Annotated in this window: 27 protein-coding genes; 7 read left to right on the top strand and 20 right to left on the bottom strand. The window is 33.1% G+C overall.

Annotation, left to right across the window (positions count from 1 at the left end; translation table 11 throughout):
• Nucleotides 1-3: 3 nt before the first annotated feature.
• Genes L1S35_RS08800 through L1S35_RS08810 form a run of 3 tightly spaced genes read right to left on the bottom strand, consistent with a single transcriptional unit; the run spans nucleotide 4 to nucleotide 3,412 of the window.
• Nucleotides 4-987, bottom strand: coding sequence for a UDP-glucuronic acid decarboxylase family protein (locus L1S35_RS08800; protein WP_236399515.1), 984 nt, complete (start codon nucleotides 985-987; stop codon nucleotides 4-6).
• A gap of 6 nt (nucleotides 988-993) precedes the next feature.
• Nucleotides 994-2,364 (bottom strand): O-antigen ligase family protein, encoded by a 1,371-nt coding sequence (locus tag L1S35_RS08805; protein WP_236399517.1) that lies wholly within the window; start codon nucleotides 2,362-2,364, stop codon nucleotides 994-996.
• Complete coding sequence (locus L1S35_RS08810) at nucleotides 2,306-3,412, bottom strand: DUF1972 domain-containing protein (RefSeq protein WP_236399520.1); 1,107 nt, start codon at nucleotides 3,410-3,412, stop codon at nucleotides 2,306-2,308. The genes L1S35_RS08805 and L1S35_RS08810 overlap by 59 nt, the downstream gene beginning before the upstream one ends.
• A 125-nt stretch (nucleotides 3,413-3,537) precedes the next feature.
• Between L1S35_RS08810 and gmd the strand changes: the two genes are divergently transcribed.
• From gmd to L1S35_RS08825, 3 genes are read left to right on the top strand one after another with little or no spacing between them, the layout of a single operon-like run.
• Entirely contained in the window at nucleotides 3,538-4,623 is a 1,086-nt protein-coding gene (gmd, locus tag L1S35_RS08815) for a GDP-mannose 4,6-dehydratase (protein ID WP_236399523.1), read from the top strand.
• A gap of 28 nt (nucleotides 4,624-4,651) precedes the next feature.
• Nucleotides 4,652-5,578, top strand: a complete 927-nt coding sequence (locus tag L1S35_RS08820) for a GDP-L-fucose synthase family protein (RefSeq protein WP_236399526.1) — start codon at nucleotides 4,652-4,654, stop codon at nucleotides 5,576-5,578.
• The gene (locus tag L1S35_RS08825; protein WP_236399529.1) at nucleotides 5,571-6,731 is read left to right on the top strand and encodes a DegT/DnrJ/EryC1/StrS family aminotransferase; all 1,161 of its coding nucleotides are present in this window, start codon (nucleotides 5,571-5,573) and stop codon (nucleotides 6,729-6,731) included. Before L1S35_RS08820 ends, L1S35_RS08825 begins: the two co-directional genes overlap by 8 nt.
• An 88-nt stretch (nucleotides 6,732-6,819) precedes the next feature.
• On the opposite strand, the gene L1S35_RS08830 is transcribed toward L1S35_RS08825, so the two are convergent.
• From L1S35_RS08830 to L1S35_RS08850, 5 genes are all read right to left on the bottom strand, one after another.
• Nucleotides 6,820-7,977: a glycosyltransferase family 4 protein gene (locus tag L1S35_RS08830; protein ID WP_236399532.1), complete on the bottom strand. Its 1,158-nt coding sequence runs from the start codon at nucleotides 7,975-7,977 to the stop codon at nucleotides 6,820-6,822.
• Entirely contained in the window at nucleotides 7,970-9,220 is a 1,251-nt protein-coding gene (locus L1S35_RS08835; RefSeq protein WP_236399534.1) for a hypothetical protein, read from the bottom strand. The genes L1S35_RS08830 and L1S35_RS08835 overlap by 8 nt, the downstream gene beginning before the upstream one ends.
• Nucleotides 9,221-9,898: an acyltransferase gene (locus L1S35_RS08840; RefSeq protein WP_236399537.1), complete on the bottom strand. Its 678-nt coding sequence runs from the start codon at nucleotides 9,896-9,898 to the stop codon at nucleotides 9,221-9,223.
• A gap of 42 nt (nucleotides 9,899-9,940) precedes the next feature.
• The gene (locus tag L1S35_RS08845; RefSeq protein WP_236399540.1) at nucleotides 9,941-11,203 is read right to left on the bottom strand and encodes an oligosaccharide flippase family protein; all 1,263 of its coding nucleotides are present in this window, start codon (nucleotides 11,201-11,203) and stop codon (nucleotides 9,941-9,943) included.
• Nucleotides 11,204-11,279: 76 nt separating this feature from the next.
• Nucleotides 11,280-11,822, bottom strand: coding sequence for a hypothetical protein (locus tag L1S35_RS08850; protein WP_236399541.1), 543 nt, complete (start codon nucleotides 11,820-11,822; stop codon nucleotides 11,280-11,282).
• Between the two features lie 95 nt (nucleotides 11,823-11,917).
• Between L1S35_RS08850 and L1S35_RS08855 the strand changes: the two genes are divergently transcribed.
• Nucleotides 11,918-13,423, top strand: coding sequence for a glucosyltransferase domain-containing protein (locus tag L1S35_RS08855; RefSeq protein ID WP_236399544.1), 1,506 nt, complete (start codon nucleotides 11,918-11,920; stop codon nucleotides 13,421-13,423).
• Between the two features lie 6 nt (nucleotides 13,424-13,429).
• Here the strand turns inward: L1S35_RS08855 and rffA are convergent, their stop codons facing one another.
• The 12 genes from rffA to L1S35_RS08915 are packed head-to-tail and all read right to left on the bottom strand — an operon-like array spanning nucleotide 13,430 to nucleotide 24,672.
• Entirely contained in the window at nucleotides 13,430-14,554 is a 1,125-nt protein-coding gene (gene rffA, locus L1S35_RS08860) for a dTDP-4-amino-4,6-dideoxygalactose transaminase (RefSeq protein WP_236399547.1), read from the bottom strand.
• Nucleotides 14,541-15,230, bottom strand: a complete 690-nt coding sequence (locus L1S35_RS08865; RefSeq protein WP_236399550.1) for a GNAT family N-acetyltransferase — start codon at nucleotides 15,228-15,230, stop codon at nucleotides 14,541-14,543. The genes rffA and L1S35_RS08865 overlap by 14 nt, the downstream gene beginning before the upstream one ends.
• Nucleotides 15,227-16,153 carry a glycosyltransferase family 2 protein gene (locus tag L1S35_RS08870; protein ID WP_236399552.1) on the bottom strand — a complete coding sequence of 309 codons (927 nt, stop codon included), beginning with the start codon at nucleotides 16,151-16,153 and terminating at the stop codon, nucleotides 15,227-15,229. Before L1S35_RS08870 ends, L1S35_RS08865 begins: the two co-directional genes overlap by 4 nt.
• Complete coding sequence (gene rfbD, locus L1S35_RS08875) at nucleotides 16,150-17,004, bottom strand: dTDP-4-dehydrorhamnose reductase (RefSeq protein ID WP_236399556.1); 855 nt, start codon at nucleotides 17,002-17,004, stop codon at nucleotides 16,150-16,152. The genes L1S35_RS08870 and rfbD overlap by 4 nt, the downstream gene beginning before the upstream one ends.
• Nucleotides 16,998-17,549 (bottom strand): dTDP-4-dehydrorhamnose 3,5-epimerase, encoded by a 552-nt coding sequence (rfbC, locus tag L1S35_RS08880; protein ID WP_236399559.1) that lies wholly within the window; start codon nucleotides 17,547-17,549, stop codon nucleotides 16,998-17,000. The genes rfbD and rfbC overlap by 7 nt, the downstream gene beginning before the upstream one ends.
• Nucleotides 17,550-17,552: 3 nt before the next feature.
• A complete protein-coding gene (rfbA, locus tag L1S35_RS08885; protein WP_236399562.1) occupies nucleotides 17,553-18,410 on the bottom strand; it encodes a glucose-1-phosphate thymidylyltransferase RfbA in 858 nt (285 codons plus the stop codon).
• Between the two features lie 2 nt (nucleotides 18,411-18,412).
• Nucleotides 18,413-19,387: a hypothetical protein gene (locus tag L1S35_RS08890; RefSeq protein ID WP_236399565.1), complete on the bottom strand. Its 975-nt coding sequence runs from the start codon at nucleotides 19,385-19,387 to the stop codon at nucleotides 18,413-18,415.
• A 6-nt stretch (nucleotides 19,388-19,393) separates the two neighbouring features.
• A complete protein-coding gene (locus tag L1S35_RS08895) occupies nucleotides 19,394-21,088 on the bottom strand; it encodes a DUF6909 family protein (protein ID WP_236399567.1) in 1,695 nt (564 codons plus the stop codon).
• A 42-nt stretch (nucleotides 21,089-21,130) separates the two neighbouring features.
• Entirely contained in the window at nucleotides 21,131-22,006 is an 876-nt protein-coding gene (locus L1S35_RS08900; protein ID WP_236399572.1) for a carboxypeptidase-like regulatory domain-containing protein, read from the bottom strand.
• 6 nt (nucleotides 22,007-22,012) lie between these two features.
• On the bottom strand, nucleotides 22,013-23,500 hold the full coding sequence (locus L1S35_RS08905) for a GH3 auxin-responsive promoter family protein (protein WP_236399574.1): 1,488 nt from the start codon (nucleotides 23,498-23,500) through the stop codon (nucleotides 22,013-22,015).
• Between the two features lie 3 nt (nucleotides 23,501-23,503).
• Entirely contained in the window at nucleotides 23,504-23,869 is a 366-nt protein-coding gene (locus L1S35_RS08910; protein WP_236399577.1) for an SdpI family protein, read from the bottom strand.
• Nucleotides 23,870-23,871: 2 nt separating this feature from the next.
• Nucleotides 23,872-24,672, bottom strand: a complete 801-nt coding sequence (locus L1S35_RS08915; protein ID WP_370641059.1) for a M23 family metallopeptidase — start codon at nucleotides 24,670-24,672, stop codon at nucleotides 23,872-23,874.
• Nucleotides 24,673-24,912: 240 nt separating this feature from the next.
• On the opposite strand from L1S35_RS08915, the gene L1S35_RS08920 reads away from it, so the two are divergent.
• The 3 genes from L1S35_RS08920 (at nucleotide 24,913) to L1S35_RS08930 (ending at nucleotide 26,123) form a co-directional block, all read left to right on the top strand.
• A complete protein-coding gene (locus L1S35_RS08920; RefSeq protein ID WP_236399583.1) occupies nucleotides 24,913-25,098 on the top strand; it encodes a Sec-independent protein translocase subunit TatA/TatB in 186 nt (61 codons plus the stop codon).
• A 169-nt stretch (nucleotides 25,099-25,267) separates the two neighbouring features.
• Nucleotides 25,268-25,540 carry a DUF2089 family protein gene (locus tag L1S35_RS08925; RefSeq protein ID WP_236399586.1) on the top strand — a complete coding sequence of 91 codons (273 nt, stop codon included), beginning with the start codon at nucleotides 25,268-25,270 and terminating at the stop codon, nucleotides 25,538-25,540.
• Nucleotide 25,541: 1 nt separating this feature from the next.
• Complete coding sequence (locus L1S35_RS08930) at nucleotides 25,542-26,123, top strand: hypothetical protein (RefSeq protein WP_236399589.1); 582 nt, start codon at nucleotides 25,542-25,544, stop codon at nucleotides 26,121-26,123.
• Nucleotide 26,124: the final 1 nt, after the last annotated feature.

Here is a 26,124-nt window from a genome sequence, read left to right on the forward strand (position 1 = left end):
CTACTAGTGGATATATCCTTTAAAATCTTTGTGTTCTTCTTTTAAAAGTTCTTCAGATGAAAGAGATTTAAAATATTCATATGTCAATTTCATTCCTTCTTCTCTTGAAACTTTAGCTTCCCAACCTAAAATGTTTTTAGCTCGGGTAGTGTCCGGTTGCCTTTGCATTGGATCATTAATTGGCAACGGATGATAAACAACCTTTTGATTTGTTCCTGTCAATTTTATAATTTCATCGGCAAAATCCTTAATGGTAATTTCGTTAGGATTGCCAATATTTACAGGTTGTGAATAATCGGAGTGCAGCAATCTGAAAATTCCTTCGACCTGATCTGTTACATAGCAAAACGAGCGGGTTTGACTTCCGTCTCCAAAAATCGTTAAGTCTTCTCCACGCAATGCTTGTCCGATAAATGCAGGAATAACACGTCCGTCATTGAGTCGCATTCTTGGTCCATAAGTATTGAATATTCTAACGATTCTGGTTTCTACGCCATGAAAAGTGTGGTATGCCATTGTGATTGATTCCTGAAACCGTTTGGCTTCATCATACACGCCTCTTGGTCCAATGGTATTTACATTCCCGTAATAGTCTTCTGTTTGTGGATGCACTAACGGATCACCATAAATTTCAGAAGTTGAAGCAATAAGAATTCTGGCTTTTTTTACACGTGCTAAACCCAAAAGATTATGGGTTCCGAGCGAACCAACCTTTAAGGTTTGAATGGGAATTTTTAAATAATCTATTGGACTTGCAGGTGATGCAAAATGAAGAATATAATCTAGATTTCCCGGTACATGAACAAACTTGGTTACATCGTGATGATAAAATTCAAAATTTTTGAGTTTGAATAAATGCTCAATATTCTTTAAATCGCCCGTTATCAAATTATCCATTCCAATAACGTAATAACCTTCAGCTATAAAACGATCACAAAGATGTGAGCCCAAAAAACCAGCTGCACCGGTAATTAATATTCTTTTCATATTTTCTTATTCTGCTTTTGAGCCATTATGAACATCCCGAAGCTTCGGAACTGAATTAAAAAGGCAATACATCATGGTAAAAAACACAACGCCTCGCTGTCTCCATAAAAATGATTCGGTCAAAAATAAACTTATCATTAGAAATGCGAAAGCAAAATGTACAAAATCTTTTGATTTAATTGCATTTTTAACGTTAACAATCAACAAAAATAACAATAGTATAAAACCAAAAACACCCAATTCGGCAAAATTTTGAACATATTGATTGTGAAAATTCTTTGATTGATAACCACTATCCGAATCATTTTCAACTCCCATGTAAAGATTATACTGTATTGCTTTTTCTTTGATTTTTGAGTAAGAAGCATTCAATCCGAAACCTGTAAAGAATGCATTATTTTCATTTATTAATTCTCTGAAAATTCTAAATTGATACACCCGAAATGCAGTTCCGTTAAAGTAATCATTAGGTGTAAACGTTGGGTTTGACCATGCTTCTTTTAAACTTACATAATGAACACTTTGCGGAATTCCTTCGATTACATCGGCGCTTAAGCTTTTGTCTGTATTGGTTTGGAATTCAACTTTAAACCGGTCTTTTATCCTTCCTATTGAGAAAATTATTCCGACTAACAATCCAAAAACAATTAGGTTTCGCAGCCTTAATTTATGGGCTGTTTTTGAAAAAAAGAAAATGTGTATCAGCGAAAGAAATACAACTACGAGTATGATGTTTTTGGAAGATAGGAGTAATATAAATCCAAAAAGCAAAATAGAAAATAAGGTTTCAATCTTGGATTTTATCTCCTTGGTAAAAAAATAAAAAAACGCAACAGCAACAAAGACTGACATGTGTATGGCATTCAGCAGTTTAGGGACAAGCCCATAGTCTTTTTCATTTTCACCATGATAAAAGAACATTCTTGCGTCACCAAATATAAAATAGCGAATTATTGCTCTGATTAAATAGTATAAAACAAAGGCAACAATAACATAGCTGTAATATTCTATGATTTTCTTTTTCTGTTCTGAAGTATTTGTTTTAAAAATCAGAAAGCCAAGCGGAATTATAAGCAATGGAACTTCCTTTGACAAAGCAGCAAGTGTTTCCTTCGAATCTATAGACCAGAAATAGGAAAGTACCATTAAAACGTATAGCAGGATTGGAAAAATTAACTCTTTTTGAAATTTAATCGTTTCCTTTTTGAAAGTAATAAAAGCGACTAACAAAAATATTCCCATAGAAATATTGTTTATCGCAAAAGCTAAAGGAATGGTAGAGAGAACTAAAAGTATTGGAATAAAAGAGTTGTTACTCTTATTTTCTTTTATCAGATTTTGAATAACATTCTTCGAAAAGTTGTAAATATTCCCCATTTATTTTTTCCCAATTAAATTCGTTCACAATCGAATCAAAATTGTTTTGAACCAATCGCAAGTTATCATTTTTTTTGATTGTATTCAGAATATTTTTTACTTCAGCAGGATTGGAAAAATAATAACTATTCTCCTTTAAAATTCCTCTATTAAAATCATTGTTATGAGCTATCACCAAAGCTCTCGAAGCCATAGCTTCTAACAACGATGGGTTTGTTCCGCCAACAGAATGTCCGTGAAAATATAAATTAGAAAAATAACGAAGATTATTCAAATGTTCCAAATTATAGATTCCACCTACGAATCGGATATTCGAGTGGTTTTTGAATTTGTTTTTCAGGTATTCCCCATACTTAGTCATGTGTTTTCCAACTACTAATATTGGCATTTTATCCTCATTCATGGCTACACCTTCCAGAACCATATCCAGATTATTTTCCGGTTCAAAGCGCGCCATTATCATATTGTAGTTTTCTTTTTCTACGTTGTATTCCTTTAAAAAATCTTCGTTTGGAGCAGAAAAAGGATAAGCACCATAAGCGATATAGGTTGAGTCCTTTTTGTATTTTTCTTTAAGGAATTTTTCAATCCCCAACGAATCCGAAACCAAAAAGTCACTATTATTTGCTGCCAATCTTTCGGCAAATTTTAGAAATTGCTGAACGGGTTTAGAGTATTTTGTTCTTTTCCACTCTAATCCATCCATATTAGTAATAATGATTGATTTTTTAGGCAACAAAAAATGCCAAACCGAATTGCTTGTATAGCCTAATTGCAAAATGATGTCGAAATCTCTTTTGCGTGAATCCATGATGCAATTAAAATCATAGATAAATTGCCCAAAGGTTCCCAGTTTGTATTCCGGATCATACTGATGAATTATGTTTACACCGTGAAAGTTTTTTTCCTGAAAAGGATGATCGTGAGAGTTATAGCAATACACCTCATGACCTTTTTTGGCTAGATACACCGAAAAAAATTCGGCGAACTGCTCAAAACCTCCGTAATAATTGGGCACACCACGAGTTCCTAGTATGGCTATTTTCATCAAAATTTAAACTTAGGTTGCAAAAATAACTTTTTTAGTAGTTTAAAAAAATTATTGTCCGGTCAGTTTGATAAAAGTATTTCTATAATAAACCATATATTTGTAATCAAGATTAAAAATTTGAAATGAAGAAAGCTTTAATTACAGGTATTAACGGGCAAGATGGTTCCTATCTTGCGGAGTTTTTGCTTGAAAAAGGATACGAAGTTCACGGAATAATAAGACGAAGTTCTACGTTTAACACCGAAAGAATTGAACACTTGTATATTGAATCCTTAATCCGTGATTTACATAGGGATAAAAAAATTCAATTGCATTATGGTGACATGACCGATTCTACCAATTTGATTCGGTTGGTTCAGCAAATTAAACCTGATGAAATCTATAATTTGGCAGCACAGTCTCATGTTAAAGTTTCTTTTGACATGCCCGAATATACTGCCGAAACAGATGCTGTTGGTACACTTCGTTTGCTCGAAGCCGTAAGAATTTGTGATTTGGTTGGCAAAACTAAAATATACCAAGCCTCTACTTCGGAATTGTATGGAAAAGTACAGGAAGTTCCGCAAAAAGAAACCACGCCATTTTATCCGCGTTCTCCATATGGCGTTGCAAAATTATATGCCTTTTGGATTACCAAAAACTACAGAGAATCTTATAACATTTTTGCTGTTAACGGAATTCTGTTTAATCACGAATCCGAACGTCGTGGAGAAACTTTTGTTACCAGAAAAATCACGCTTTCGGCATCAAGGATAGCTCACGGAATTCAGGAGAAATTGTATTTAGGAAACCTTGATGCATTGAGAGATTGGGGTTATGCCAAAGATTATGTAGAATGCATGTGGCTTATGTTACAGCAAGAAACTCCAGAAGATTATGTAATTGCAACAGGAATACAACATTCAGTAAGAACCTTTTGCGAATTAGCTTTCAAAGAAGCAGGCATTGAACTCGAATGGCAGGGTGCAGCTGAAAATGAAAAAGGTGTTTGCAAAAAAACCGGGAAAGTGCTAATCGAAATTGATCCTAATTATTACAGACCGGCAGAAGTAGAAAGCTTGCTTGGCGATCCAACAAAAGCAAGAACTGTTTTGGGATGGAATCCTAGCCGAACTTCTATTGATCAACTTGTGAAAATCATGATGAAGCACGATTTAGAGTATGTTGTCCGATTTAAAGACAGGGATTCTTTAAAGTTGTTTGAATAAAATCCGTAACCTTTAAGTGATAAATCCAATGAAGATTTTTTTAACCGGAGGAAATGGAATGGTCGGGAAAAATATTCTGCATTTTCCGAAAGCAAAAAGTTATGACTTCTTACATCCAAGCAGTGAAGAATTAGACTTAAAAAATTATAGTGCGTTAAGCGATTATATAAAATTGCATAAACCCGATTTTATTATTCATGCTGCGGGATTTGTAGGTGGAATTCAGGCTAACATTGCAAATCCGGTGAAGTTTTTAACCGAAAATTTAGAGATTGGAAAAAATATTATTCTGGCTGCAAAAGATAACAATATAAAACATTTCATGAACTTATCCAGTTCTTGTATGTATCCCAGAAATGCCAAAAATCCTTTATCAGAAGAACTTATTTTGCAAGGCGAATTAGAGCCAACGAATGAAGGTTATGCTTTGGCTAAAATTATCACAACCCGACTTTGTGAATACATCCATAAAGAAGACAATACATTTTTATATAAAACTGTAATTCCGTGTAATTTATATGGAAAATACGATAAGTTTTCCCCGGAACATTCACATATGGTTCCGGCAGTTATAAAAAAGATATACGAAGCCAAGGTTTCAAACCAAAATCAAATTGATATTTGGGGCGATGGTTTGTCAAGAAGAGAGTTTATGTATGTCGAAGATTTGGCCGATTTTATTTTTTATGCCATTGAACATTTCGAAACTATGCCGCAAAATATCAACGTTGGACTTGGATTTGATTACACAATAAATGAATATTACCAAACCATAGCTAAGGTAATTGGCTTTGAGGGAACTTTTGTTCACGACCTTACCAAACCTGTTGGCATGAAACAAAAATTAATTGACAATACTAAACTGACTCAGTTTGGATGGAAACATTCAACGTCATTAGAAGCCGGAATTGAAAAAACAGTTGACTATTTTAAAAAACACGTTTTACATGATTAAGTATCCATTAGCATCCTCTACTTGGGATGAAAAAGAAATAAACGCTATCCAATCTGTAATAGCCAAAGACATGTACACCATGGGCGAAAGCGTAAAACAGTTTGAAACTGATTTTGCCAAATTCGCAGGCTCAAAATATGCTGTTATGGTTAACTCGGGTTCATCGGCAAATTTATTAGCAGTTGGTGCGTTGTTTTATACCAAAAATCCAAAATTAAAAAGAGGAGATGAAGTAATTGTTCCTGCGGTTTCGTGGTCAACTACTTATTATCCGTTGTATCAATACGGATTAAAATTAAAGTTTGTAGATGTTGATTTGAATACGTTGAATTTTGATTTGGCCCAACTTGAAAAAGCGGTTACGAATAATACCAAAATGATTTTGGCCGTGAATTTATTAGGAAACCCCAATGATTTTGATGCTATCAATAAAATCATTGCCGGTCGCGATATTCTTCTGATGGAAGACAATTGTGAATCGATGGGCGCAGAATACAAAGGGAAACAAGCAGGAACTTTTGGAGTTCTTGGAACTTTTTCAACTTTCTATTCACATCATATGGCAACTATGGAAGGTGGAATTGTGGTAACTGATGACGAAGAGCTTTACCACGTATTGCTTTGCATCAGAGCTCATGGTTGGACAAGACATTTGCCAAAAGAGAACAAAGTTTCTAATAAAAGTGACGATTGGTTTGAAGAATCGTTTCGATTTATATTACCAGGCTACAACTTCAGACCTGTAGAAATGAGCGGCGCCATCGGAATTGAGCAGTTAAAAAAACTTCCTGATTTTCTGGAGAAAAGAAGAGAAAATGCTGTTTTATTTAATTCATTATTTGCCAATCATAAAGACTTTTATATCCAACAAGATATTGATAATAGCAGTTGGTTTGGCTTTAGTTTTATCATCAAACCTGAGTCTTCTTTGAAAAGAAGTGATGTAGTTAAAAAGCTTGAGGAAAATGGTATCGATTGCCGTCCAATTGTAACAGGTGATTTTACCAAAAATGAAGTGTTGAAATTCTTTGATTATGAGATTTTCGGAGAAATGAAAAATGCGCAATATTTAGATAAAAACGGATTTTTTGTAGGCAATCATCAAGTTCCGTTAACCGAAGAAATCAAACATTTATATAACGTTTTATCTTAATTCGATACTACACGAATGCCTGATTTGGCTATGTTCATAGATTTTTTTTCTTAATTAGGAAATAATTATTTAACAATAATATTAATGTTTATAATTCAACAAATAATTTTTCAAAACTTTGAACATATTTCTCAATAGAAAACTCTTTAATTGCTCTATTATAACCATTTTTGCCAAACTTTTCTCTTAATTCTTGATTTTCAATTAGTTTAGAAATAGCTTCTGCTAGATAGTTTTTATTATTAGGTTCAACTAAAATACCAGTCTCATTATTTATTATTATTTCTGTTAATCCTCCATGATTAGAACCAATTACAGGCTTTTTTGCTAACATGGCTTCAACGGCAACAAGCCCGAAAGGCTCTGGCTCAATTGAAGGGACAACTGCAATATCAATACTTTGCCAAAATTTAAAGATTTCCTTCTGAAATGGGATTACTAAAACCCTATCAGCTAGTTGATATTTTTGAATATCCCATTTTAAATCTTCTAAAAATCCATCCTGATTTGGAGGTGGTGAACCAATAAAAACCAGCTTAATATTTTGATGCTTATTTGACAAGGTATTAAAAACATTTAATAAAAGTTGCTGACCTTTCCATCGGCTAATTCTCCCTATCAACGCTATAACAATTTCGTTTGGTTTTGATTTAAAAAAGGTTTCTCGAATCGTTGTTATTTCATCTACTGATGCACTATTTTTAGGGAACTCAAGACCATTCCATATTACCCTTGATTTACTTGCAATCTTTGAATTAACATTCCAAAAATTTTGCGTCGATATAGAATTATAAACAATTTTAGTAGTCGCTGAACTTTGAAGTAATCTACAAAATAATCGTGTGAAAATTTTAGGCGATTCAATTATTTCATGTACATGCCAAAGGTGTTTTATTTTTCGTTTTCGCGTATAAAAATGTCCTAATAAAACGGCTAATGTGTTAGAGTAAATTAAATCAAATTGATATTTCTCATTTAAGTCATCAAGCGTTGCCACTCCGGATCTTATTTCCTTTAAAAATTTAAAAAGGTTTGTAGGAGTGAACATCTTACGGTATAATTTCAAAACTGGAGCAACTATTACCTTGATGTTTTGCTTTTCCAATTCTTCTTTTAATGGCCCTTCATGTGGAATAATGACTATTGGATTAAACCTACTCTTATCAAGGTTTTTTAACAAAAGTAATAATGTTTTGTCTGAACCATATAAGTCTGACGATTGATGAATAAATAGAATGTTAATCATTTTTTAATTGGTTTAAGTGACTTTTAATAGCCATGCCTTTATAACAGATTATAGTTCCAATAAGTATGGATTTACTATCTAAAAGGTTATAAACACCCATAAACACCCAGTTTGAAAAAATTAAAAATATCCCTGTTCCTAAAAGCAGTAAATCAATATTTTGAATCAATTCACTTTCGGACTGGCTTTTCTTAAACAAGAGGTAAATTGTTATCAAGTAGATAAACAATCCTAATAAACCGGCTTTTAAAAATATTGTCATAAAGCCATTATGGAGTATGGAAATGTATCTAAGTTCCATGTCTCCTAGCCAAACCTTTTGTTTTAAATCAATTTGTGACCCAATACCTTGACCAAATAAAAGTGATAAATATCCTTCTCTTGTCATTTGTCTTACAGTCATAATGTTTTCATAAGAGCGATAGTTATCATTAAAATCTTTCCAATCTTCCCTGTTTATCTTTGTTTTAAAGGCTTCAATAGGAGCGATTTTTATCTTATAAAGTAAGGCTTCTATTCCATCACCATTTCTTTTGGGATTCATATTATAAATTATGGTATATCCAATGCCCGTCAAAATCAACACGGAAACTACAACTATTATTGATTTTTTATTGACCTCGAAATATCCTTTCAATGCTAGAAATAATATGATAAATTGTATAAAATTTGTTCTCGCCAAATACATGAATACTGAAAACCCTATAATGCTCATGAAAAAAAATGCTTTTTTTCGGGAAAAATTTAACTGAAATCTTTCATGAAATATTACTATTATTAAGGCATAGACTTCAAAATCACTAAAATAACCACCAAAAAATCTAATATCATTTACCGTAGTTGCTTTATAAAAAATAATGGCATGAAAAATTAAACTTAGATGAATAAGTGCAATGAAAAACCCCGTAAAAACAATTGTTTTAAAGGCTATTAATGGAAACTTTTTGCATAATTGATACCCTACCAACAATCCTATAAAGGGTTTTGTCAGATAGGTGATATCTCTAATCACAAAATAAAGTTGATGGCCTTTAAAAAAGTAAACTACTGTAGCTAATGCTAAAATTATAGCGAAACAAAGCAGTTGTTTTATGATGGTTATTGAATATACTTTCTGAATAGTAAAGAGGGCTGTGAGTGACCAAATAGCAAAGGTTAACTCATAATTATTCAAATAGGGAACATAAACACAAATAGCAAAAAGAATTTGATAAGGAAGTGCCTTTTTTATAACTGTTGCCATTTATTCTATGCTTTTTAAAACTTTTGCAGGAACTCCGCCAATAACAACATTGTCGGGGAAAACATCATTCACAACAGCTCCGGCAGCTACAACAGAATTATTTCCAACAACACTACCGTCAAGAAAAGTGACTTTAGCTCCGACCCAAATATTGTTCCCGAGTTTAATCCCTTTTGAAGTAACTCCTTGTTGCCTTATTAGCTTTGAAGTTTCTGAAAAGTTATGGTTTTCCGAATGGAATGAAATATAAGAACCCATAATGACGTCGTCTCCGATTTCTATTCCTCCGGCTGCGCCAAAATGAGTATAATCACCAATTGCGGAATTGTTTCCCATTTTTAATCCTTTTCCATATTTGGACATATGACTAGTAGAAGTAAGCGTTGAAAAAGAGCCTATTTTAACGCAATCTCCAAGAATTATTTTTTCTGAAGAGAATCCGTCAATAACGCAATGTTTATCAATGGTAACGTTTTTTCCAAAAACTATATTTCGTGAATTTTGAATATTGGTATTATTCCCAATAAAAACTTTTTTTCCTGTTTTTAAATAACCTCTAACCAACATTAGGCCACGATTATAGAAAATTGAATACAGCAACTTATTAGGAATTCTATCATCTATCTGATAGGTTTTCCCTGTCTTGGCAAGCATTTTTTGGAAGAGTTTTTTAATCATTCGAAAGCAAATTTTCTACAAACTTCAAAAATACAATAGTTTTTAACTTGTTCGAACAAATAAGTCTTTTTTAATGATACAGTAAAATATTATTGCTGTTATAATTTCGGTTATAATTAAGCCAATCAATACTCCTAAAACATTATAAAAAGGTGTAATTGCCGCAATAATAGCAAGACTTATTATTGTAATTATCATAACTGTTTTTACATATTGTCTCTGTTTGTTCGAACCCAAAACCAATTGCTTCAATGGAATGGAAATGCTTTGAAGTATCGGAATTAAAATTGCTACTTTTAGTAAATTGCTTATTTCTATAATCCCTTTTGGATTAAAATAGGCCACAATTTTCAATGAAAATAAAGCAATTATTATCATAGAGATAATAATGAAAATGCCATTTAAACCGTTGTATATTTTCCAAAAACGTAGTGCTTCTTTTTTGCTTTTGTCTAGTAGGTAGCACACTCGAGGATAAACGAAATTGAAAAATAACAAGAGATACGTTTTAAAAATCACTATAATTTGATCAATAATTTTGTATTGACCAGCCATCGTATTACCTCCAAAAAAGCTAATTAAAACAATAGGAGAATACATTTGAAGCGAAACAAATATTTGTGACGAAAAAATAGAGAAGTTATGTTTTATCATTTCTTGTACTTCACTTCTTTTTAAATTAGAAAATGAAAACGAATATTTATAGACAATGTAGAACCAAGTAATTCCGTTAGCAGCTATCATTCCTATTCCCCAAATAAGATTACTGTATATATAATCGCCGGGTGTTTTTAAAAACAGAAAAACACCCGCGAGATAAATTACTTTTGAAAGTATGTTTAATATTGTTATCCATTTAAAATTCTCAATGCCCTGCAAAAACCAGGAGGGATTAATGAATTGACCGATAACCATTGATAAACTTAAAAAGAAAAGTGCTTTTTCTTTACTGAAATACGGAATAAAATAAAATAAAATTGAAACCAAAAGTAACATTGCCAAAAGTAAAATGAATTTGGCTGTGTAAGTCGTAATGAAAACGCTTTCTAATTTATTGTTGTTTTCTCTATTAACAGCGACATCCTTTACGCCAACAATCTCCGAACCATAATCAATAAAGACCATGATAAAAAAAGCAAGAGCCATCCCAACACCAATTTTTCCATACCCTTCTTCACCGCATATTAATACAATATAAGGCACAACAAGTAAGGGTGTTATTAAATTAAACCCTTGCCCAATACCATAAACCAATAAGTTGGCACTCTGTTTGTTTTTAAATATGTAAAGAATTTTATTTAACAATAAATGGAATGGTTTTAAAATAAAAAACTACAAATTGATGCTCAATTTGTAGTTTTTTATGTATTTGTAATATAAATTATTGTGCTAATTTCTCGATTTCCTGTCTTAAAATACTTTGAGGATACAAAGAAGGATTTTGTCTAACGCCATCTTTTACGATTGGTTTAACTATTCCCGTAGTAGCATCAAATGTACACGTATTTTCATCCGGTCTAAAAAACGCCGCCATTTCAGTTCCCATTATTTGTCGCGTCTTATCTTTATATTCTAAAATTATAGCTTTTAAAATGATGTCTGTCTGTTCTGGCTTTATTCCAAGGTCTATTCTCAATGCTGTTGGGAAAACTTCTTCTGGTAATTCAAAATCAACTGATTGTTCAATTTCACTTCCTTTAATTGCTTTCCATATTCCTTTTTCTCCAAAATTTATTGTTCCATCTTCGGTATATAATAAGCAAAAATCATCATTTACTTTTGCTGAAAATTTTAATGTTACTTTAAATGGTTTAATTGTATTTTGCGCCTCTGTTGCCTCTTCTGATTTATCAGTAGTTTTATCCTTACACCCAACTATACAAAAGAAACAAAAAAACAGAATGAGTAAATGATTGTATTTCATAATCTAGTAAAATTTATTTGCAAATTAAACAATATTATTAATAGAATGCAACTTTAATTATTATTTTTACGCAAAAATTAAAACCTGTTTTGAGTATGACTGATTCGTTAAAAAAAGAATTTGAAAACAACTTTAAAATGTATTCTTATACATTTTTATTGTCAATAATAGCTTACGGTTTTGCGCTTTCAAATTATACTCTTAGCGTAGACAACGAAATCCCAATATTGTCTGATTTCGGAATGGATATGGGTAGATGGGGACAAAACTTAATAGTGTACCATCTTTTTAAAGGTCATTTACAATATTTCTCCTTACTTTTAAGTTTGTTTTTATTTAGTTTAGCGGCGGTTCGATTGGCTAAACTATTTAGGTTTGAAGGCATTTCTGCTTATTTCTTTTGCGGATTATTCGTTACTTTTCCTCAAATAGCTTATGAGGTTGTTTTTGGCATGATGGCAGTTATTGGAGGATTAGGAATTCTCCTGTCTGTATTAACTGTGGAATTATTTATAAAAGGATTAAATTCTGAAGCGATGACAAGAAAAATATTATTTTTTTCATCGGGAGTTTTGATAACCGTATTTGCAATTTCTTTATATCAGGCATTCATAATAGTTCTTGCTACACTTTGTGTTATTCTCTTTTTCCAAAGCACTTTTGAAGAATCATTTAATCTAAAATCTGAGATAAAAAGATTATTGTTTAAAGGAATCTTACTGATAATTTCATTCATTTTATATTATTTTTCAGTAAAAATAATTTGCCCGCCGATGGAGAACAGTGCTTATCTTTCTTCCTTCGTGTCAGGTGGAGAATCTAATAATAATCATTTTTTTGATTTTTGTTCCATTTGGTTTAAAAACCTTAGCGGAGGTTTTTATTACGGAGAAAGATTATTTGGTATTGCACTACTATTAAGCCTGTTTTTATTTATTCGCTTTTTCATCAATAAAAAGGTTGCTCTAATTCGTTTTCTATCCTTATTATTAGTGCTTTTTTTACCTTTTATGATGTCCATAGCCATAACTAATGGTTATCATCCACCACGTCTGTATGTAGCGTCTAATCTTGTTTTTGCCTTCGTTATCGTTTTTTCACTGGATTATCTTAAAATAAATCTAACCGCCATTAGCAAAACACTAGTGGTCTTGATAGCTGTTATTAATATTTACTTTATTACAAACCTTTTTCTTACTGCCAATAAAATTTACAACCACGACAAAAGAATAGCTGAAAAAATAGACAATACAATACAAACTAAATATCCTGATTTTTTTACAACAGAGAAAAATATTTACTTTTATGGCTATTTCCCTTATGAATATCATCAAAAATTTAGATTAGAGAAAAGTGAAGTTTTTGGTGGCTCAATTTTCAATTGGGGGAATTCAGCGGATAATTATAGAATAGTCAATTTCTTCGAGAAATCTGATATTGCTGAATATAAAATGATTGATACCAAAGAGAAACTTGATTTAGTAAAAGATTCTATTGCTAAAATGCCGACATGGCCAAATCATGAATCGGTTAAAATGTTCAACGGTATTGTTGTTGTTAAGCTAGGACAGGAAAAGGGGGCAAAATTATATTTTGAATAATTTAGTCTAGTTATCTATTATAGCGTTTATCACTTTTTGACTGTCTAATTCGAAAAACAATGGTAATCGTACCAAACAATCCGTAAACCTATCCGTTTCCGGCAATTCTCCTCCTTGATGTTTAGAGAGATAGAATGGACTTGTATGTAAGCTGATGTAATGAAACACCGCCAAAATTTCGTTCTCTTTTAAGTGAGCCAACAACTTTGTTCTTTGTTCTAAATTTTTACAAACCAAATAAAACATGTGGGCATTATTGGTTGCATAGTCTGGAGTTAAGGGTAATTCTATTTCGTTTTTCTGTGCCCAATCATTTAAACTATTAAAATAATTATTCCAGATTTCTTTTCTTTTAGCCTGGATTTTTTCAAGATTTTCGAGTTGCGCCCACAAGAATGCAGCAATAATTTCCGAAGGTAAAAAGGAGCTCCCAATGTCAACCCAACCATATTTATCCACTTCTCCCCTAAAAAATGAAGACCTATTCGTTCCTTTTTCCCAAATTATTTCCGCTCTGTCAATAAATTTATCATCATTAATGGCTAATAATCCGCCTTCCCCCGAAATGATGTTTTTGGTTTCGTGAAAAGAAAAAGCAGCCAAATGACCAATAGAACCCAATGCTTTTTTAATACCGTTTTTGCCTGTATAATAGCTGTCAACGGCTTGAGCGGCATCTTCTATTACATACAAATCATGTTTTGCTGCGATATTCATTATGGCATCCATTTCGCAGGCAACTCCGGCATAATGCACCGGAACAATAGCTTTAGTTTTTGCCGTAATTAATGATTCTATTTTGGTTTCATCAATATTGGGATGATCTTTTCTGCTATCCGCAAAAATTATTTTTGCCCCTCTTAAAACAAAGGCATTCGCAGTAGAAACAAATGTATAGGACGGCATAATAACCTCATCACCTTCCTTGATGTCTATTAAAATCGCAGCCATTTCCAAGGCATCTGTACAAGAAGTCGTTAGCAGTGCTTTTTTTATGCCATAATTCGATTCGAAGAAATTTTGACATTTTTTAGTAAAGTGCCCGTTTCCGGATATTTTTCCGGATTTAACGGCTTCTTCAATATAAGCTATTTCGTTACCCGTTAAATAGGGTTTGTTAAATGGTATCATATATCTTCCAATAATGTTTAATGTGTATATTCTCTGAAATTGAATAACCTTGTTTAGCATAAAAATGACAGGCTTGCTCATTTTGGCGCTGTGTGGGAATGCTTAAACTTTCTATTCCTTTTGTATATAAAACGGTTTCCAAATGTCTTAGCATAATTCCACCGATTCCTTTTCCTTGATGATTTGAAGATACTGCTATCAATCCGACAAAAGCATCTTCTTCTTTGGTTTTATAAGTTAACAGCCCTATTGTTTGTCCTTGTTCTTTATACAGTAAAACATCGTCTGCAAATTGTCCCGAAATCGAATTATCAATCCAAAGTCTGTACAATTCCCTGAACTTTTCACTGCTAAATTTTTTATCGAGCAAAAAGCGACTGTGGCTTCCACTTTCATAAGCCAATTGATATATGTCTTGGATGTTGTATGTGGTTTCTCTGTAAGAGAAAACATTCTCAGACAACTGTTTTGTTACTTTGAGTTCTTTATGAAATTTGACCTTTTCCTCTGAAAAAGAATTTTCAAATCCCTTAAGTGATAAATCGAAATCCTCTGATGACATTACGTATAGTAAATCGTAATCGAGATAATTTAAGGAATCGTTACATTCCTTAAAGTCCAACTCGCCCACATTCAGATTAAAAAAATCTGAATCCCATTCCTTTTTCTTTATCATATTACCTCATCAATTATGAAAACAGGTCGGTTCTTTGTCTGGTCAAAAATCTTTCCAACATAAATTCCTGTTATTCCAATTGTTGTTATTATTACTCCTGATAAAAACCAAATAGAGACAATGATGGAGGTATATCCGAGCACCTCAATCTTATTGCTGAATGCCTCATAAAGATAATAGGAACCCACCAAAAAAGATAATAAGGAAATTATAATTCCAAATTTGACAAAAATCTTTAATGGCTTATTTGAGAACGAAATTATTGAATTAAAAGCAAGACTTATGAGTTTTGAAATGCTGTAGCCGGTACTTCCTGATTGTCTGGATGCATGTTCTACCTCAATTGAAGTCGTGTTATACCCTACAAAATTTACAAACAACGGAAAGAACTTGATATAATCCGAAATCTTTAGTATCGACTGGATTACCTTAGTATTGTAAATCCCAAAATTGGCAATTTCGTTATCGTATTTTGTGTCTGTAAAAAACCCATAAACTTTAGAGAATAGTTTTGAGGAAAGCTTTTTCAAATAGCCATCCTGTCTGTTTGTTCTTCTTGCCAGGACTACATCAAACCCTTCCTGGGCTTTACTGTAAAGTTTTTCAATTTCTTTTGGTTGGTCTTGTAGATCACAATCCATAACAACAATCCATTCTCCTTTTGCCTGACTCAAACCTGCCATAATTGCGGGATGCTGTCCAAAATTCCGACTCAATCGGATACTTTTTATCTTTGGGTTTGCAATCGCCAATTCCTTCATTTTTGCCCAAGAATTATCCGGGCTCCGATCATCGACCAAAACAATTTCGTAATCAATAGTAAGATTAGACATAACTTTCTGGATTTCTGAAACGAGCTTATCCAAAAAAAACTCCGCTCTGTAAACAGGACTTACTATTGATATGGTTGGTTTTTGATTCATTGCTGCAGTTTAGCTAAGGCTTTTTCCCAATGATTAATACGAAACCCAAAATTGGCTTTTATTTTCGACTTATCCAAAACACTATATTTTGGTCTCTTTGCCGGTGTTGGAAAAGATGTTGTTGGGATTGATTGTAAATTTATCGAAATATTGTTAATCCTAAATATTTCTTTTGCGAAATCATACCAACTGCACTGTCCTTCATTACTGAAGTTGTAGATGCCGAAGTTGGAAGTTGGAAGTTGGAAATTGGAAGTCACAATTTTAACTAAACATTCAGCTAAATCAACTGCATTTGTTGGTGTTCCTATTTGGTCATTAACTACGGAAATAGAATCTCTTTCGGAAGACAAACGCAACATGGTTTTCATAAAATTATTTCCAAATCGCGAGTAAACCCATGAGGTTCTAATGATATAATAATTATCAAAAATACTTTGAATTGCTTTTTCTCCGTCTAACTTGGTCTGCCCGTAAACTCCTGTCGGATTCGGAATGTCATTTTCTGTGTAAGGTTTTGAAGCATTACCATCAAACACAAAATCAGTAGAAATATGAATCAAAATAGTTTCATATTCTTTGCAAACGACAGCTAAATTTTTAGCGCCAATAACATTTATAAGCTGTGCTTTTTCGGGTTCGCTTTCGGCTTTGTCAACGGCTGTATAAGCGGCGGCGTTGATACAATAATTAGGTTTTATTTTCGAAAAAACGGTTTGGCATTTTTCTAAATCGGAAATATCTAAATCCGCTGAAGAACAAAAAACAAAATTAAGGTTAGGATACATTGGCGCAATAAATTGCAGACTTTGTCCTAATTGTCCGTTGGCTCCGGTGACTAAAACTACCATGCTTTTTTGGCGTTTTCTAAATTGGGTTGCACTTTGTCTTTTTCAGAAATGATTAGATTTTCTGTTGGAAAACCCCAATCAATATTGATGGTTTTATCATTATAGCTAATTCCGCCTTCTGATTCTTTGTTATAAAAATTATCGCATTTGTAGAAAAAAGTAGCGGTATCACTCAACACCAAAAAACCATGGGCGAAACCTCTTGGGACAAAAAATTGTCTCTGATTTTCTCCCGATAAAACTACGGCTTCGTATTGTCCGAATGTTGGTGAATTAGGCCTGATATCAACCGCAACATCTAGCACTTCGCCTTGCAAAACTCTTACTAATTTGGCCTGAGCGTGTTCGCCTGTTTGATAGTGCAAGCCACGCAAAACTCCTTTTGACGAAAAAGATTGATTGTCCTGAACAAAATGAACCTGCTGATTAACCCCTTTTTGAAAGGTGTTTTCGTTGAAACTTTCCATAAAATAACCTCGTTCATCGAGGATTATTTTTGGTTCAATAATAAAACAGCCTTCCAGTTTGGTTGCAATAAAATTCATATCTTAAATCAAACTAAGTAAGTGTGTGCCATAACCGCTTTTTAAAAGTGGCTGGGCTAATTTTTCTAATTGTTTTGCATCGATGAATCCCATTTTGTATGCTGCTTCTTCAATGGCACCGATTTTTAATCCCTGACGTTCTTCTATTACCTGAACAAATTGTCCTGCCTGCATCAACGATTGAAATGTACCTGTATCAAGCCATGCTGTTCCTCTGTCGAGAATACTTACTTTGAGTTTTCCTCTCTTTAAATATTCTTTATTAACATCAGTAATTTCTAATTCTCCTCTATGACTTGGTTGAATATTCGCCGCTATGTCTACAACATCATTATCATAAAAATAAATCCCCGGTACAGCAAAGTTTGATTTCGGATGTTCCGGTTTTTCTTCAATCGAAAGTACTTTTCCGTCTTTATCAAAATCGACAACACCATATCTTTCGGGATCATGAACATGGTAAGCATAAATAATTCCGCCATCCGGATTATTATTGGCTAACAACAAATCCGAAAGACCTGTTCCGTAAAAAATATTGTCTCCAAGAACTAGGGCGACTTTATCGTTACCTATGAACTCTTTTCCGATAATAAATGCTTCCGCAAGACCATTAGGGTTTTCCTGTACAGCATATTCAAATCTACAACCCAAACTTTTTCCGTCACCTAATAATTGCCTAAACAATGGTAAATCGTGTGGTGTTGATATAATCAAAATTTCATTGATTCCGGACCACATCAAGGTTGATAGTGGGTAATAAATCATTGGTTTGTCGTAAATCGGCATCAACTGTTTGCTCACTGCCAAGGTCAATGGATGCAATCTTGTTCCTGATCCACCCGCTAAAATAATTCCTTTCATGATTAGCTGTTTAATTTTGCCATTTGTTTTTTATAGTAGGATTTGAAATAACCTACTAATACAAATAAAAACAAAAACAAGAATGGTAATACCAACTTCATTTTACCATTAACTGCTTTATTGTTTCTAACATTTAATGTCACACTACTTGCTTTAACTATTTTATCAAGATTAACTAGTTCAATCCTGTGTGATCCTTGCTCATAAACCAATTGATCTTTGGTTTTGATTACTTCACTAAGCTGTGATTTTTCACTATAATAAACAGTTTTATCATTTTGTGACCCATTTTTAACTTTGAATGAATTCAACAGCCCATCTATTTGCGAAATTATGGAGTCGTTTTGAACCATTTTTATTTTGACGTTATTCATATATTCATTTTGAATTTTCTTGAAATAATCAGAATCATTAAGGTAATTCAAAATAGGCTGAACTGTATTCTCGTTAGAAGTTTGATTAAGAGTAGAAAAAGAAATAATATGATATGGATAGTTTTTACTGGTAAGGTTTTCGTTCACAATCTTCTTAATGTCACCATCCTCAGCCATCAATTTAATCAATTCAAAGTTTTGTGGTTTATTGTCAATGAATTTATAAACATCGGTAATCGGAATTATTGTTATTCCTTTGAATTTCTTGGAATTTTTGATACCAACAATATTTTTTAAAAATAAAGTATCTCCTTCTTCAAATTTAGAATTGATTAGTTCAATTTTACCGTACAAATAATCTACCGAACCAAAATTTGGACTTACTATGATTTCATTATCATAAATTTTTGTTGTTTTATCAAGATAATATCCTAATAAAGCACCAATTATAAATAATATTCCGACCCAAATAATATTTCTTTTAAAAAATAAAATTCCTCTAAAAATTGCAGTAGAAATGTTTTCGAAAAAATTACCTATTTTCTTTGAAATCTGTGATAAATCAATTTCTTGATTATCATTATTTTGAGAAGTTGCGCTCATAAAAAATTATTTTACGTTAAAAATTTGTTCTAATATTTTGATTGTAATCAAGTAAGTTGGCTTTACTCCGGTCGTTCCTAAACCTCCTGAAGCCAAAGTGCTTCCGGTTTCCAATGGATTATCCGAAGCGTAATAAGCATATCTAACCTTTACATCCTGCGGAATACTTTTTCTGATTTTTGATGCCGATTGGATGGCTTTCTGATAATAAGCACCTTCCATTTCAAGTCCGATAACTTCCCATGTTGATTCGTGGAAAAACTTCAATAAGTCTTTATTCTGAAGCGATGTTCCTAAAACGGTAACCATTGGTCCTGAACAAACCGGAATCCCGTTTCCTTCGAACATTTCGGCTGTTAATTCATTTTCAAACGGATAATTATCTGCAGTTCCTTCGTTGATGTGTGCAGACGGAATCATGATGTCTCCTTTTCCGCCCTCTAAAATTCCGGCTTTCCCCATTATCGAAACCGATTCCACTTTCATGAAGGTTCTATTTTTTCCTTCTTTATATGGTTTTAATAATTCGTCGATAGTTTCAAATGCCTGTTCGCCAAAAGCATAATCCATTACGATTAATACTGGTGCTTCTTTACCAACTTTCACTTTTGGAAAACTGGTTTTTGCCCAATCAATTTTGGCGGTATCAAATATCTGAACGTCGATGTTGGTTCCTGATGCATCATCGGGAAGTGAAATCATTCCTTGTTTCAGCGCAACATCTTCTACTTTATTACGAACATCATTCGCACCTGATTTGCTCAATTCTTCATAAATAAAAAAATCAGATTTGTCTTTGAATTTGGTTTTTAAAACATTGGTAGCAAAAATAGAATTCATCACGCTGTGCATATTGGCACTAATCACATGGATAGGTCTTTCAAGAAGATTATTGGCCTTCAAAACTTCTTTGATGTTGTTTGCCCAAATTTCACCATGAATATGATGTCCTAATCTTTCTCTTAAAATTGGGCTGAATGTAATAACTCTTTTATTATTATCAAGGATTTCTTCGATAGCCAATTTCCCTAACCAATAGATAACGTGTAAAAAACGGTCTGGTTTTTCTTTGGTACCAAAATCGTCATATATCGCTATAACTTCCGAAAAGCTTCTGCCTAAAACATTTGCCGCATGAGAAATTGCGATTTCTTTTTCTTTAAGCGACATTTTTTTATTCTGCAAAACGGCTTCTTCCAATTTTTCCCAATCACGAGTGACTTCGCGTTCCATTTCGTCTAGTAAAACTCTGTCTTTGATTTTATGTGATTCGATAAAAATAAAAGTCAAATGCGTCAAAATATCATAAATGTCCGAACGTCCGCGAGTGATTTCTACATTCATTTGTTCATCATCAATTCGGTAGCAATTTCTTCTACGTTTTGGTGGAACAATTGCCTGAAAATGTGATTTTGAATAGCCTTCGTCTGAAGTTAAATTGATAAAACGACATTCTTCGATGCCTACCGGAAGTCTTTCTATTACATAAAGCAAACCGCTTAGCTCTACTTTTTCTTCTGCAATACTTCCGTAAATTTCCGGTCTTAGAGAAAGCAAGGCTTCTCTTAAAGTTTCTCCTGAAACACCCATTGGTTTATAGAAACCTCTGTTGAATAAATGTCTCATGGTAATGTACAATCGTTCGATAGCTGCCGACGATTCTTGCGCTCTTGAGCGCGAAATGTTTTTAATTTCCTTCATTAAATTGTTTTTTCTAACCTGCAAATATAGGCTTTTTGTCGTTTAGTTGGTTAGAATTAGGTTTATTGCAGGTTCATATACCGCCATTTTTTCTGATGGATTGGCAATATCAGCTTTGGATTGTTTGTTCCATTTTCCGCCCGAATACGTGTAAATAAATTCCCTTTCAACATAATTATAAAGCACATAAGGGAAATACAATTTTTGAACTGTGCTTGTTTTTGTATTTGAATCTAAAACTTCTTTTTCAAGTTTGTTCTTTTCTATTATCAGCTTTTCAAAGCCCACAAAGATTCCGTTTTTTGGCATTTTTAAACCAAAATCGGTCACGTTAAAATAGGTTTTCTTCACACCTTTTTTTACCGAAACTATATAGTCTTTGCTCAACAATTCATCGCCTGGCGAACCATCGGTAGCAACCGAATAAAAATGGACTTTAAAAGAAGCGCTTTCCAACTGACTATCGGTGAAAAAATTGACTTGTTTGATGTATCTTGTTCTTTTATATTTTGGGTTATATGGAAAAAATTTAGCGTCAATTCGCGGTCCATTCTCAAATGCCTGATAGGTTGCGTTTTTGACTTTTCCGATTTCAATTTCTCGGGTTTCAAATCGTTTGGCAATAACAACTTCTGATAACTGAAATGCATTTTGTTTCAAAATCACTTTTTCCGAATTGGCTGCTTTAACTGTTACCTTTTCATAGCCCAAAGCTGAAAAAATGAGATTTTTATTTGGTGCACAGTTAATACTGAACTCGCCATTTTCTTCAGAAGTAGTGCTGTTGTTTTCGCTTTCGACCCAAATATTCACATAGGAAATTGGTTTGTTAAATTCGTCAACAACGATTCCTTTAACTTGAGCGAAAACAGAAAAACCAAAAAACAACGCCAACCACAACAATCTTTTTTCTTTCATCTTTTTCTATGCAATTTTTAACAAATCAGCAATTTTTCTGTCGTTACTCAATCTCGGAATTTTATTTTGTCCGCCTAATTTACCTATTGACTTCATATAATCCTGAAAACCGTTTTTCTTAACTTTTGAAATGACTACTGTTCGCAACACTTTTCCAACAATTAAATCATCGTAATAGGTATTTTGTTTGCGCATTTCGTTATCGATTTTTAAGGCAAAGGCATCCAGATTTTCAGGCTCGTTTTCAAACTCGATGAACCATTCGTGATACGGCAATCCTGAAATTGGAGCGATTTGTGGTGCAACCGTAAATTCGTTTACACGTATGTTGGTGTTTTCCATCGCTTCTTTCAAAGCACATTCGACTTCTTTGCCAATGACGTGTTCGCCAAAAGCCGAAATATAATGTTTGATTCTGCCCGAAACAATCACACGATAAGGCTTCAAACTTGTAAACTGAATGGTGTCGCCAATGTTGTAGGCCCAAAGTCCGGCATTGGTAGAAATGATTAAAACATAATTGACATTCAATTGGACTTCGCCAATTGTATAACGTTTTGGATTTTCGGTAAAGAATTCTTCCGATTTAACAAATTCATAGAAAATTCCAGAGTTCAAAAGCAATAACATACCTTTGTCTTTCTGAGAATCCTGATAGGCAAAAAAACCTTCCGATGCCGGAAACAGTTCAATCGAATCTACTTTTCTTCCTATTAGATTTTCGAATTTGGCGCGATAGGGTTCATAGTTTACGCCACCGTAAATAAACAAATTGAAGTTTTTGAAAATCTCACCAACCGGCTTTCTTCCTTTTTTTTCCAACTTCTCAAAATACATTTGCACCCAAGACGGAATTCCGGAAATCACGGTCATGTTTTCATTAAAGGTTTCTTCTACAATGGCATCGACTTTGGTTTCCCAATCTTCTATGCAATTGGTTTCCCAACTTGGCATTCGGTTCTTTTGCAAATATTTCGGAACAAAATGAGCTACTATTCCGGAAAGTCTTCCGAGTTTGATTCCGTTTTTTTCTTCCAAAATTGGACTTCCCTGCAGGAAAATCATTTTCCCATCAACAAAAGCTGTTTTTCCTGTTTCATGAATATAACTCAGAATCGCATTTCGCGCAGCTTCGATATGAAACGGCATCGATTCCTTAGTCAGCGGAATATATTTTGCGCCCGAAGTTGTACCCGAAGTTTTGGCAAAATAAATCGGTTTTCCTTTCCAAAGAATATCTTCTTCACCTTTTACAACACGGTCAACATAAGGCCGTAATTCTTCGTAATCTCTAATCGGAACTTGCTTGGCGAAATCTTCAAAGGATTTGATTTCAGCAAAATTATGGTCTTTCCCAAACTGTGTAACATCTGCGGAAGCGATAAGATTTTGAAAAACTTTTTGCTGAGTTTCAACAGGATTTTGAACCCATTTTTGGGTTTTGTTGTTAATGACTTTTGCAAATATTTTGGCTGCGACCGATTTTACAGACATAAATTATTGGTTTGGAAAATTCATTTTAATTGCTTTTTCTGTCATTATCATCATATAAATACAGGCTAAAATCATCAATGCTATTCCAAGAATCGTTGCCTGTTCCTGATTTATGTCAACTATAAGATTTATAAAAGAAACCGCAAGTAGGAATAGACCAATCTGAAACATCTTAACTGCTGAATACTTTTGAGAGAAATCCCAAATCTCTTGGTTTTTCATCGAAGAAGTTGTTCTGTAACCATAAAAATAATTAATTTTTTTTGGTGGAAATCTTAACATAATTATACTTGTAACGGTAAAAATAATCCCCACTAAAAAAGATACTATTCCAATTCTCTCTGCTAAATAATTTAAAATTTCTTCCATGATTATTCGAATTCAATAAAAATACTTGGGTCAATCGGATAACCGTCTTTCCATAATTCAAAATGCAAATGCACTCCGGTCGATTCTTGTCCGGTTGAACCGGCCAATGCGATAACTTCACCCGATTTGACTGCATCTCCTTGCGAAACAGTCAGTGAGGCAGCATGCTTATAAACCGAAATAAATCCGTTGTTATGCCTTATGATTACTACGTTTCCGGTGTTGGGTGTCCAATCGGCAAAGATTACTCTTCCGCTCAGAATTGATTTTATTGGTGTATTTTTCGCTAAAGCGATATCAACCGCATAATGTTTTTCTTTTGGATTGAATTTTTCGGTTATCATTCCTTTTACAGGTGGAAATAAAACGGTGCTGACCTTGGGTTTTGCCTTTTCAAAAAGATTGTATTTATCCTCTCTTTCAACTTCTTCCCTAAGTTTTAAATCGGCACTGGAAGGTTTTAATTCTTCATCTGAAACTGGCTCAGACACTGATGCTAAAATAGAATCTTTATTGAATTTTGCATACTCTAAATCGCCTGTTAACACCTTTTTAATCGATGCGATATAGGCTTCGTTTTTTTTCAATGCGTGATTTAATGAGTCTGATTTTAGTGCTAATTCGGTAGCATCTCTTTTTAATTGTGTCGAGGCATAGCCCGGAATATATTCGCGCAACGGCGTAAAGGCAATTATATATGTGGTCACGAAAATAATCAGCAAAGCACCAATTGTAGCGACCACGAACACATTCATCAGTGTTAATCGAAGGGAAAAAATTTCTTCAAAAGTGTCTTCGTTCAAAATAACCAGGCGGTTTTTTGTGAAGAGTTTTTTCTTGATTATTTTTCGTTTGAGCCTTTTCTCGGACATGATTGTTTGAATGATTTACAAATATAGAAAATAAGTTGGCTTTGTCTTTTTATGGTAAACGATGTTTAACTTATAATTATTATCGTGAAATTCAAAAGAATGCTATTTTCTTTTTACCTTTGTCCAAGTTTTTTAAAAAATAAAATCTGCGAAAGCAAAAATTTATAGATCATGGGAAGATTAGGAATGCCTGAAATATTAGTTATTCTAGCTGTTGTTTTACTACTTTTTGGAGGTAAAAAAATTCCGGAATTAATGAAAGGATTGGGTTCGGGAGTAAACGAATTCAAAAAAGCAGCCAAAGGTGAAGATGAAGCAAATGCTGCGTCTAAAAAAGAAGAAGAAGATAAAAAGTAATTTTCTTTACCAAAATATAAAACCCAAACTCAAAATTGAGTTTGGGTTTTTTTATGTCTTTAATTTAAAAACAGATTTTGATTTATTGTTTTGTTTAAAAAAGTAATTAATTGTTTGTTTTTTTAAAATATTTTTTAATTTTGTTAAAGATATTTTTAACTTTATTAAAATGAAGCTTCCTATTGTTTGTCCAAGTTGCGAAAATTCGCTTTTGGTAAGTCAAATGAAATGTGGGAATTGTGAAACCGAAGTCAACGGGAAATATGATTTGCCATTTTATTTTAAATTAAGCCGTGAAGAGCAGGATTTTATCCTTGACTTTTTTCTTTCGAGCGGCAGTATCAAAGAAATGTCTAAGCAGGCAGGTAATTCCTATCCAACTATGAGGAATAAAATGGATGATTTGATTGAAAAGATTAATCAACTAAAAAATATACCTTAAGATGAACTGGCAAATTATTTTCAATCCATTTATTAGATTTTCAGAAAAGTGGCTTCTGACTATCGGAATTATCTCTGCAATTGCAGGAAGTACAATTGCTGTCTATTGTGGTGTTAGGTATGATGGCGTTATAGATGTTCATACTTTTCCAGATATCACTTTCGTAAATTCTATAAAAGAAAATCTCATTTCAATAACACTACTCACTTTTCTGCTATTTGTACTTGGGAAAATAATAAACCCTAAAACACGGTTTATTGATATCCTGAACAGCAGCCTTTTATTTCGGATTCCTTTCTATGTATCGGCACTGCTTACCTCTGTTCCTGCTATGAAGACAGTTGAAAAAGAAGTTTTAAAAAATATAAACACCTTAGATAAAATTAAAATTCAACCTTTTGATTTAGCTGTATTACTTATAATCTCGATCCTTTTGATTGCACTATTAATTTATGCGATTGTCCTTTTGTTTCAAGGCTTCAAAACGGCAACGAATGCTAAGAAGCCGTCTCATTACATAAGCTTTACAATAGCATTAATTCTTGCTGAAGTTCTTTCAAAAATCATTCTATCAACATTCTAAA

It is taken from the genome of Flavobacterium anseongense (genome assembly GCF_021608185.1).
Lineage (GTDB): Bacteria > Bacteroidota > Bacteroidia > Flavobacteriales > Flavobacteriaceae > Flavobacterium > Flavobacterium anseongense.

What these genes read in the sequence shown, in the direction of transcription:
- L1S35_RS08825 (WP_236399529.1), top strand. Translation starts at nt 5,571, where the DNA reads ATGATTAAGTATCCATTAGCATCCTCTACTTGGGATGAAAAAGAAATA.
- L1S35_RS08925 (WP_236399586.1), top strand. Translation starts at nt 25,268, where the DNA reads ATGAAGCTTCCTATTGTTTGTCCAAGTTGCGAAAATTCGCTTTTGGTA.
- L1S35_RS08905 (WP_236399574.1), bottom strand. Translation starts at nt 23,500, where the DNA reads ATGTCTGTAAAATCGGTCGCAGCCAAAATATTTGCAAAAGTCATTAAC.
- L1S35_RS08855 (WP_236399544.1), top strand. Translation starts at nt 11,918, where the DNA reads ATGACTGATTCGTTAAAAAAAGAATTTGAAAACAACTTTAAAATGTAT.
- L1S35_RS08820 (WP_236399526.1), top strand. Translation starts at nt 4,652, where the DNA reads ATGAAGATTTTTTTAACCGGAGGAAATGGAATGGTCGGGAAAAATATT.
- L1S35_RS08920 (WP_236399583.1), top strand. Translation starts at nt 24,913, where the DNA reads ATGGGAAGATTAGGAATGCCTGAAATATTAGTTATTCTAGCTGTTGTT.
- gmd (WP_236399523.1), top strand. Translation starts at nt 3,538, where the DNA reads ATGAAGAAAGCTTTAATTACAGGTATTAACGGGCAAGATGGTTCCTAT.
- L1S35_RS08865 (WP_236399550.1), bottom strand. Translation starts at nt 15,230, where the DNA reads ATGATAAAGAAAAAGGAATGGGATTCAGATTTTTTTAATCTGAATGTG.
- L1S35_RS08910 (WP_236399577.1), bottom strand. Translation starts at nt 23,869, where the DNA reads ATGGAAGAAATTTTAAATTATTTAGCAGAGAGAATTGGAATAGTATCT.
- L1S35_RS08890 (WP_236399565.1), bottom strand. Translation starts at nt 19,387, where the DNA reads ATGAGCGCAACTTCTCAAAATAATGATAATCAAGAAATTGATTTATCA.
- L1S35_RS08830 (WP_236399532.1), bottom strand. Translation starts at nt 7,977, where the DNA reads ATGATTAACATTCTATTTATTCATCAATCGTCAGACTTATATGGTTCA.
- rfbA (WP_236399562.1), bottom strand. Translation starts at nt 18,410, where the DNA reads ATGAAAGGAATTATTTTAGCGGGTGGATCAGGAACAAGATTGCATCCA.
- L1S35_RS08805 (WP_236399517.1), bottom strand. Translation starts at nt 2,364, where the DNA reads ATGGGGAATATTTACAACTTTTCGAAGAATGTTATTCAAAATCTGATA.
- L1S35_RS08930 (WP_236399589.1), top strand. Translation starts at nt 25,542, where the DNA reads ATGAACTGGCAAATTATTTTCAATCCATTTATTAGATTTTCAGAAAAG.
- L1S35_RS08840 (WP_236399537.1), bottom strand. Translation starts at nt 9,898, where the DNA reads ATGATTAAAAAACTCTTCCAAAAAATGCTTGCCAAGACAGGGAAAACC.
- rfbC (WP_236399559.1), bottom strand. Translation starts at nt 17,549, where the DNA reads ATGAATTTTATTGCAACCAAACTGGAAGGCTGTTTTATTATTGAACCA.
- rfbD (WP_236399556.1), bottom strand. Translation starts at nt 17,004, where the DNA reads ATGGTAGTTTTAGTCACCGGAGCCAACGGACAATTAGGACAAAGTCTG.
- rffA (WP_236399547.1), bottom strand. Translation starts at nt 14,554, where the DNA reads ATGATACCATTTAACAAACCCTATTTAACGGGTAACGAAATAGCTTAT.
- L1S35_RS08895 (WP_236399567.1), bottom strand. Translation starts at nt 21,088, where the DNA reads ATGAAGGAAATTAAAAACATTTCGCGCTCAAGAGCGCAAGAATCGTCG.
- L1S35_RS08835 (WP_236399534.1), bottom strand. Translation starts at nt 9,220, where the DNA reads ATGGCAACAGTTATAAAAAAGGCACTTCCTTATCAAATTCTTTTTGCT.
- L1S35_RS08870 (WP_236399552.1), bottom strand. Translation starts at nt 16,153, where the DNA reads ATGAATCAAAAACCAACCATATCAATAGTAAGTCCTGTTTACAGAGCG.
- L1S35_RS08800 (WP_236399515.1), bottom strand. Translation starts at nt 987, where the DNA reads ATGAAAAGAATATTAATTACCGGTGCAGCTGGTTTTTTGGGCTCACAT.
- L1S35_RS08810 (WP_236399520.1), bottom strand. Translation starts at nt 3,412, where the DNA reads ATGAAAATAGCCATACTAGGAACTCGTGGTGTGCCCAATTATTACGGA.
- L1S35_RS08900 (WP_236399572.1), bottom strand. Translation starts at nt 22,006, where the DNA reads ATGAAAGAAAAAAGATTGTTGTGGTTGGCGTTGTTTTTTGGTTTTTCT.
- L1S35_RS08850 (WP_236399541.1), bottom strand. Translation starts at nt 11,822, where the DNA reads ATGAAATACAATCATTTACTCATTCTGTTTTTTTGTTTCTTTTGTATA.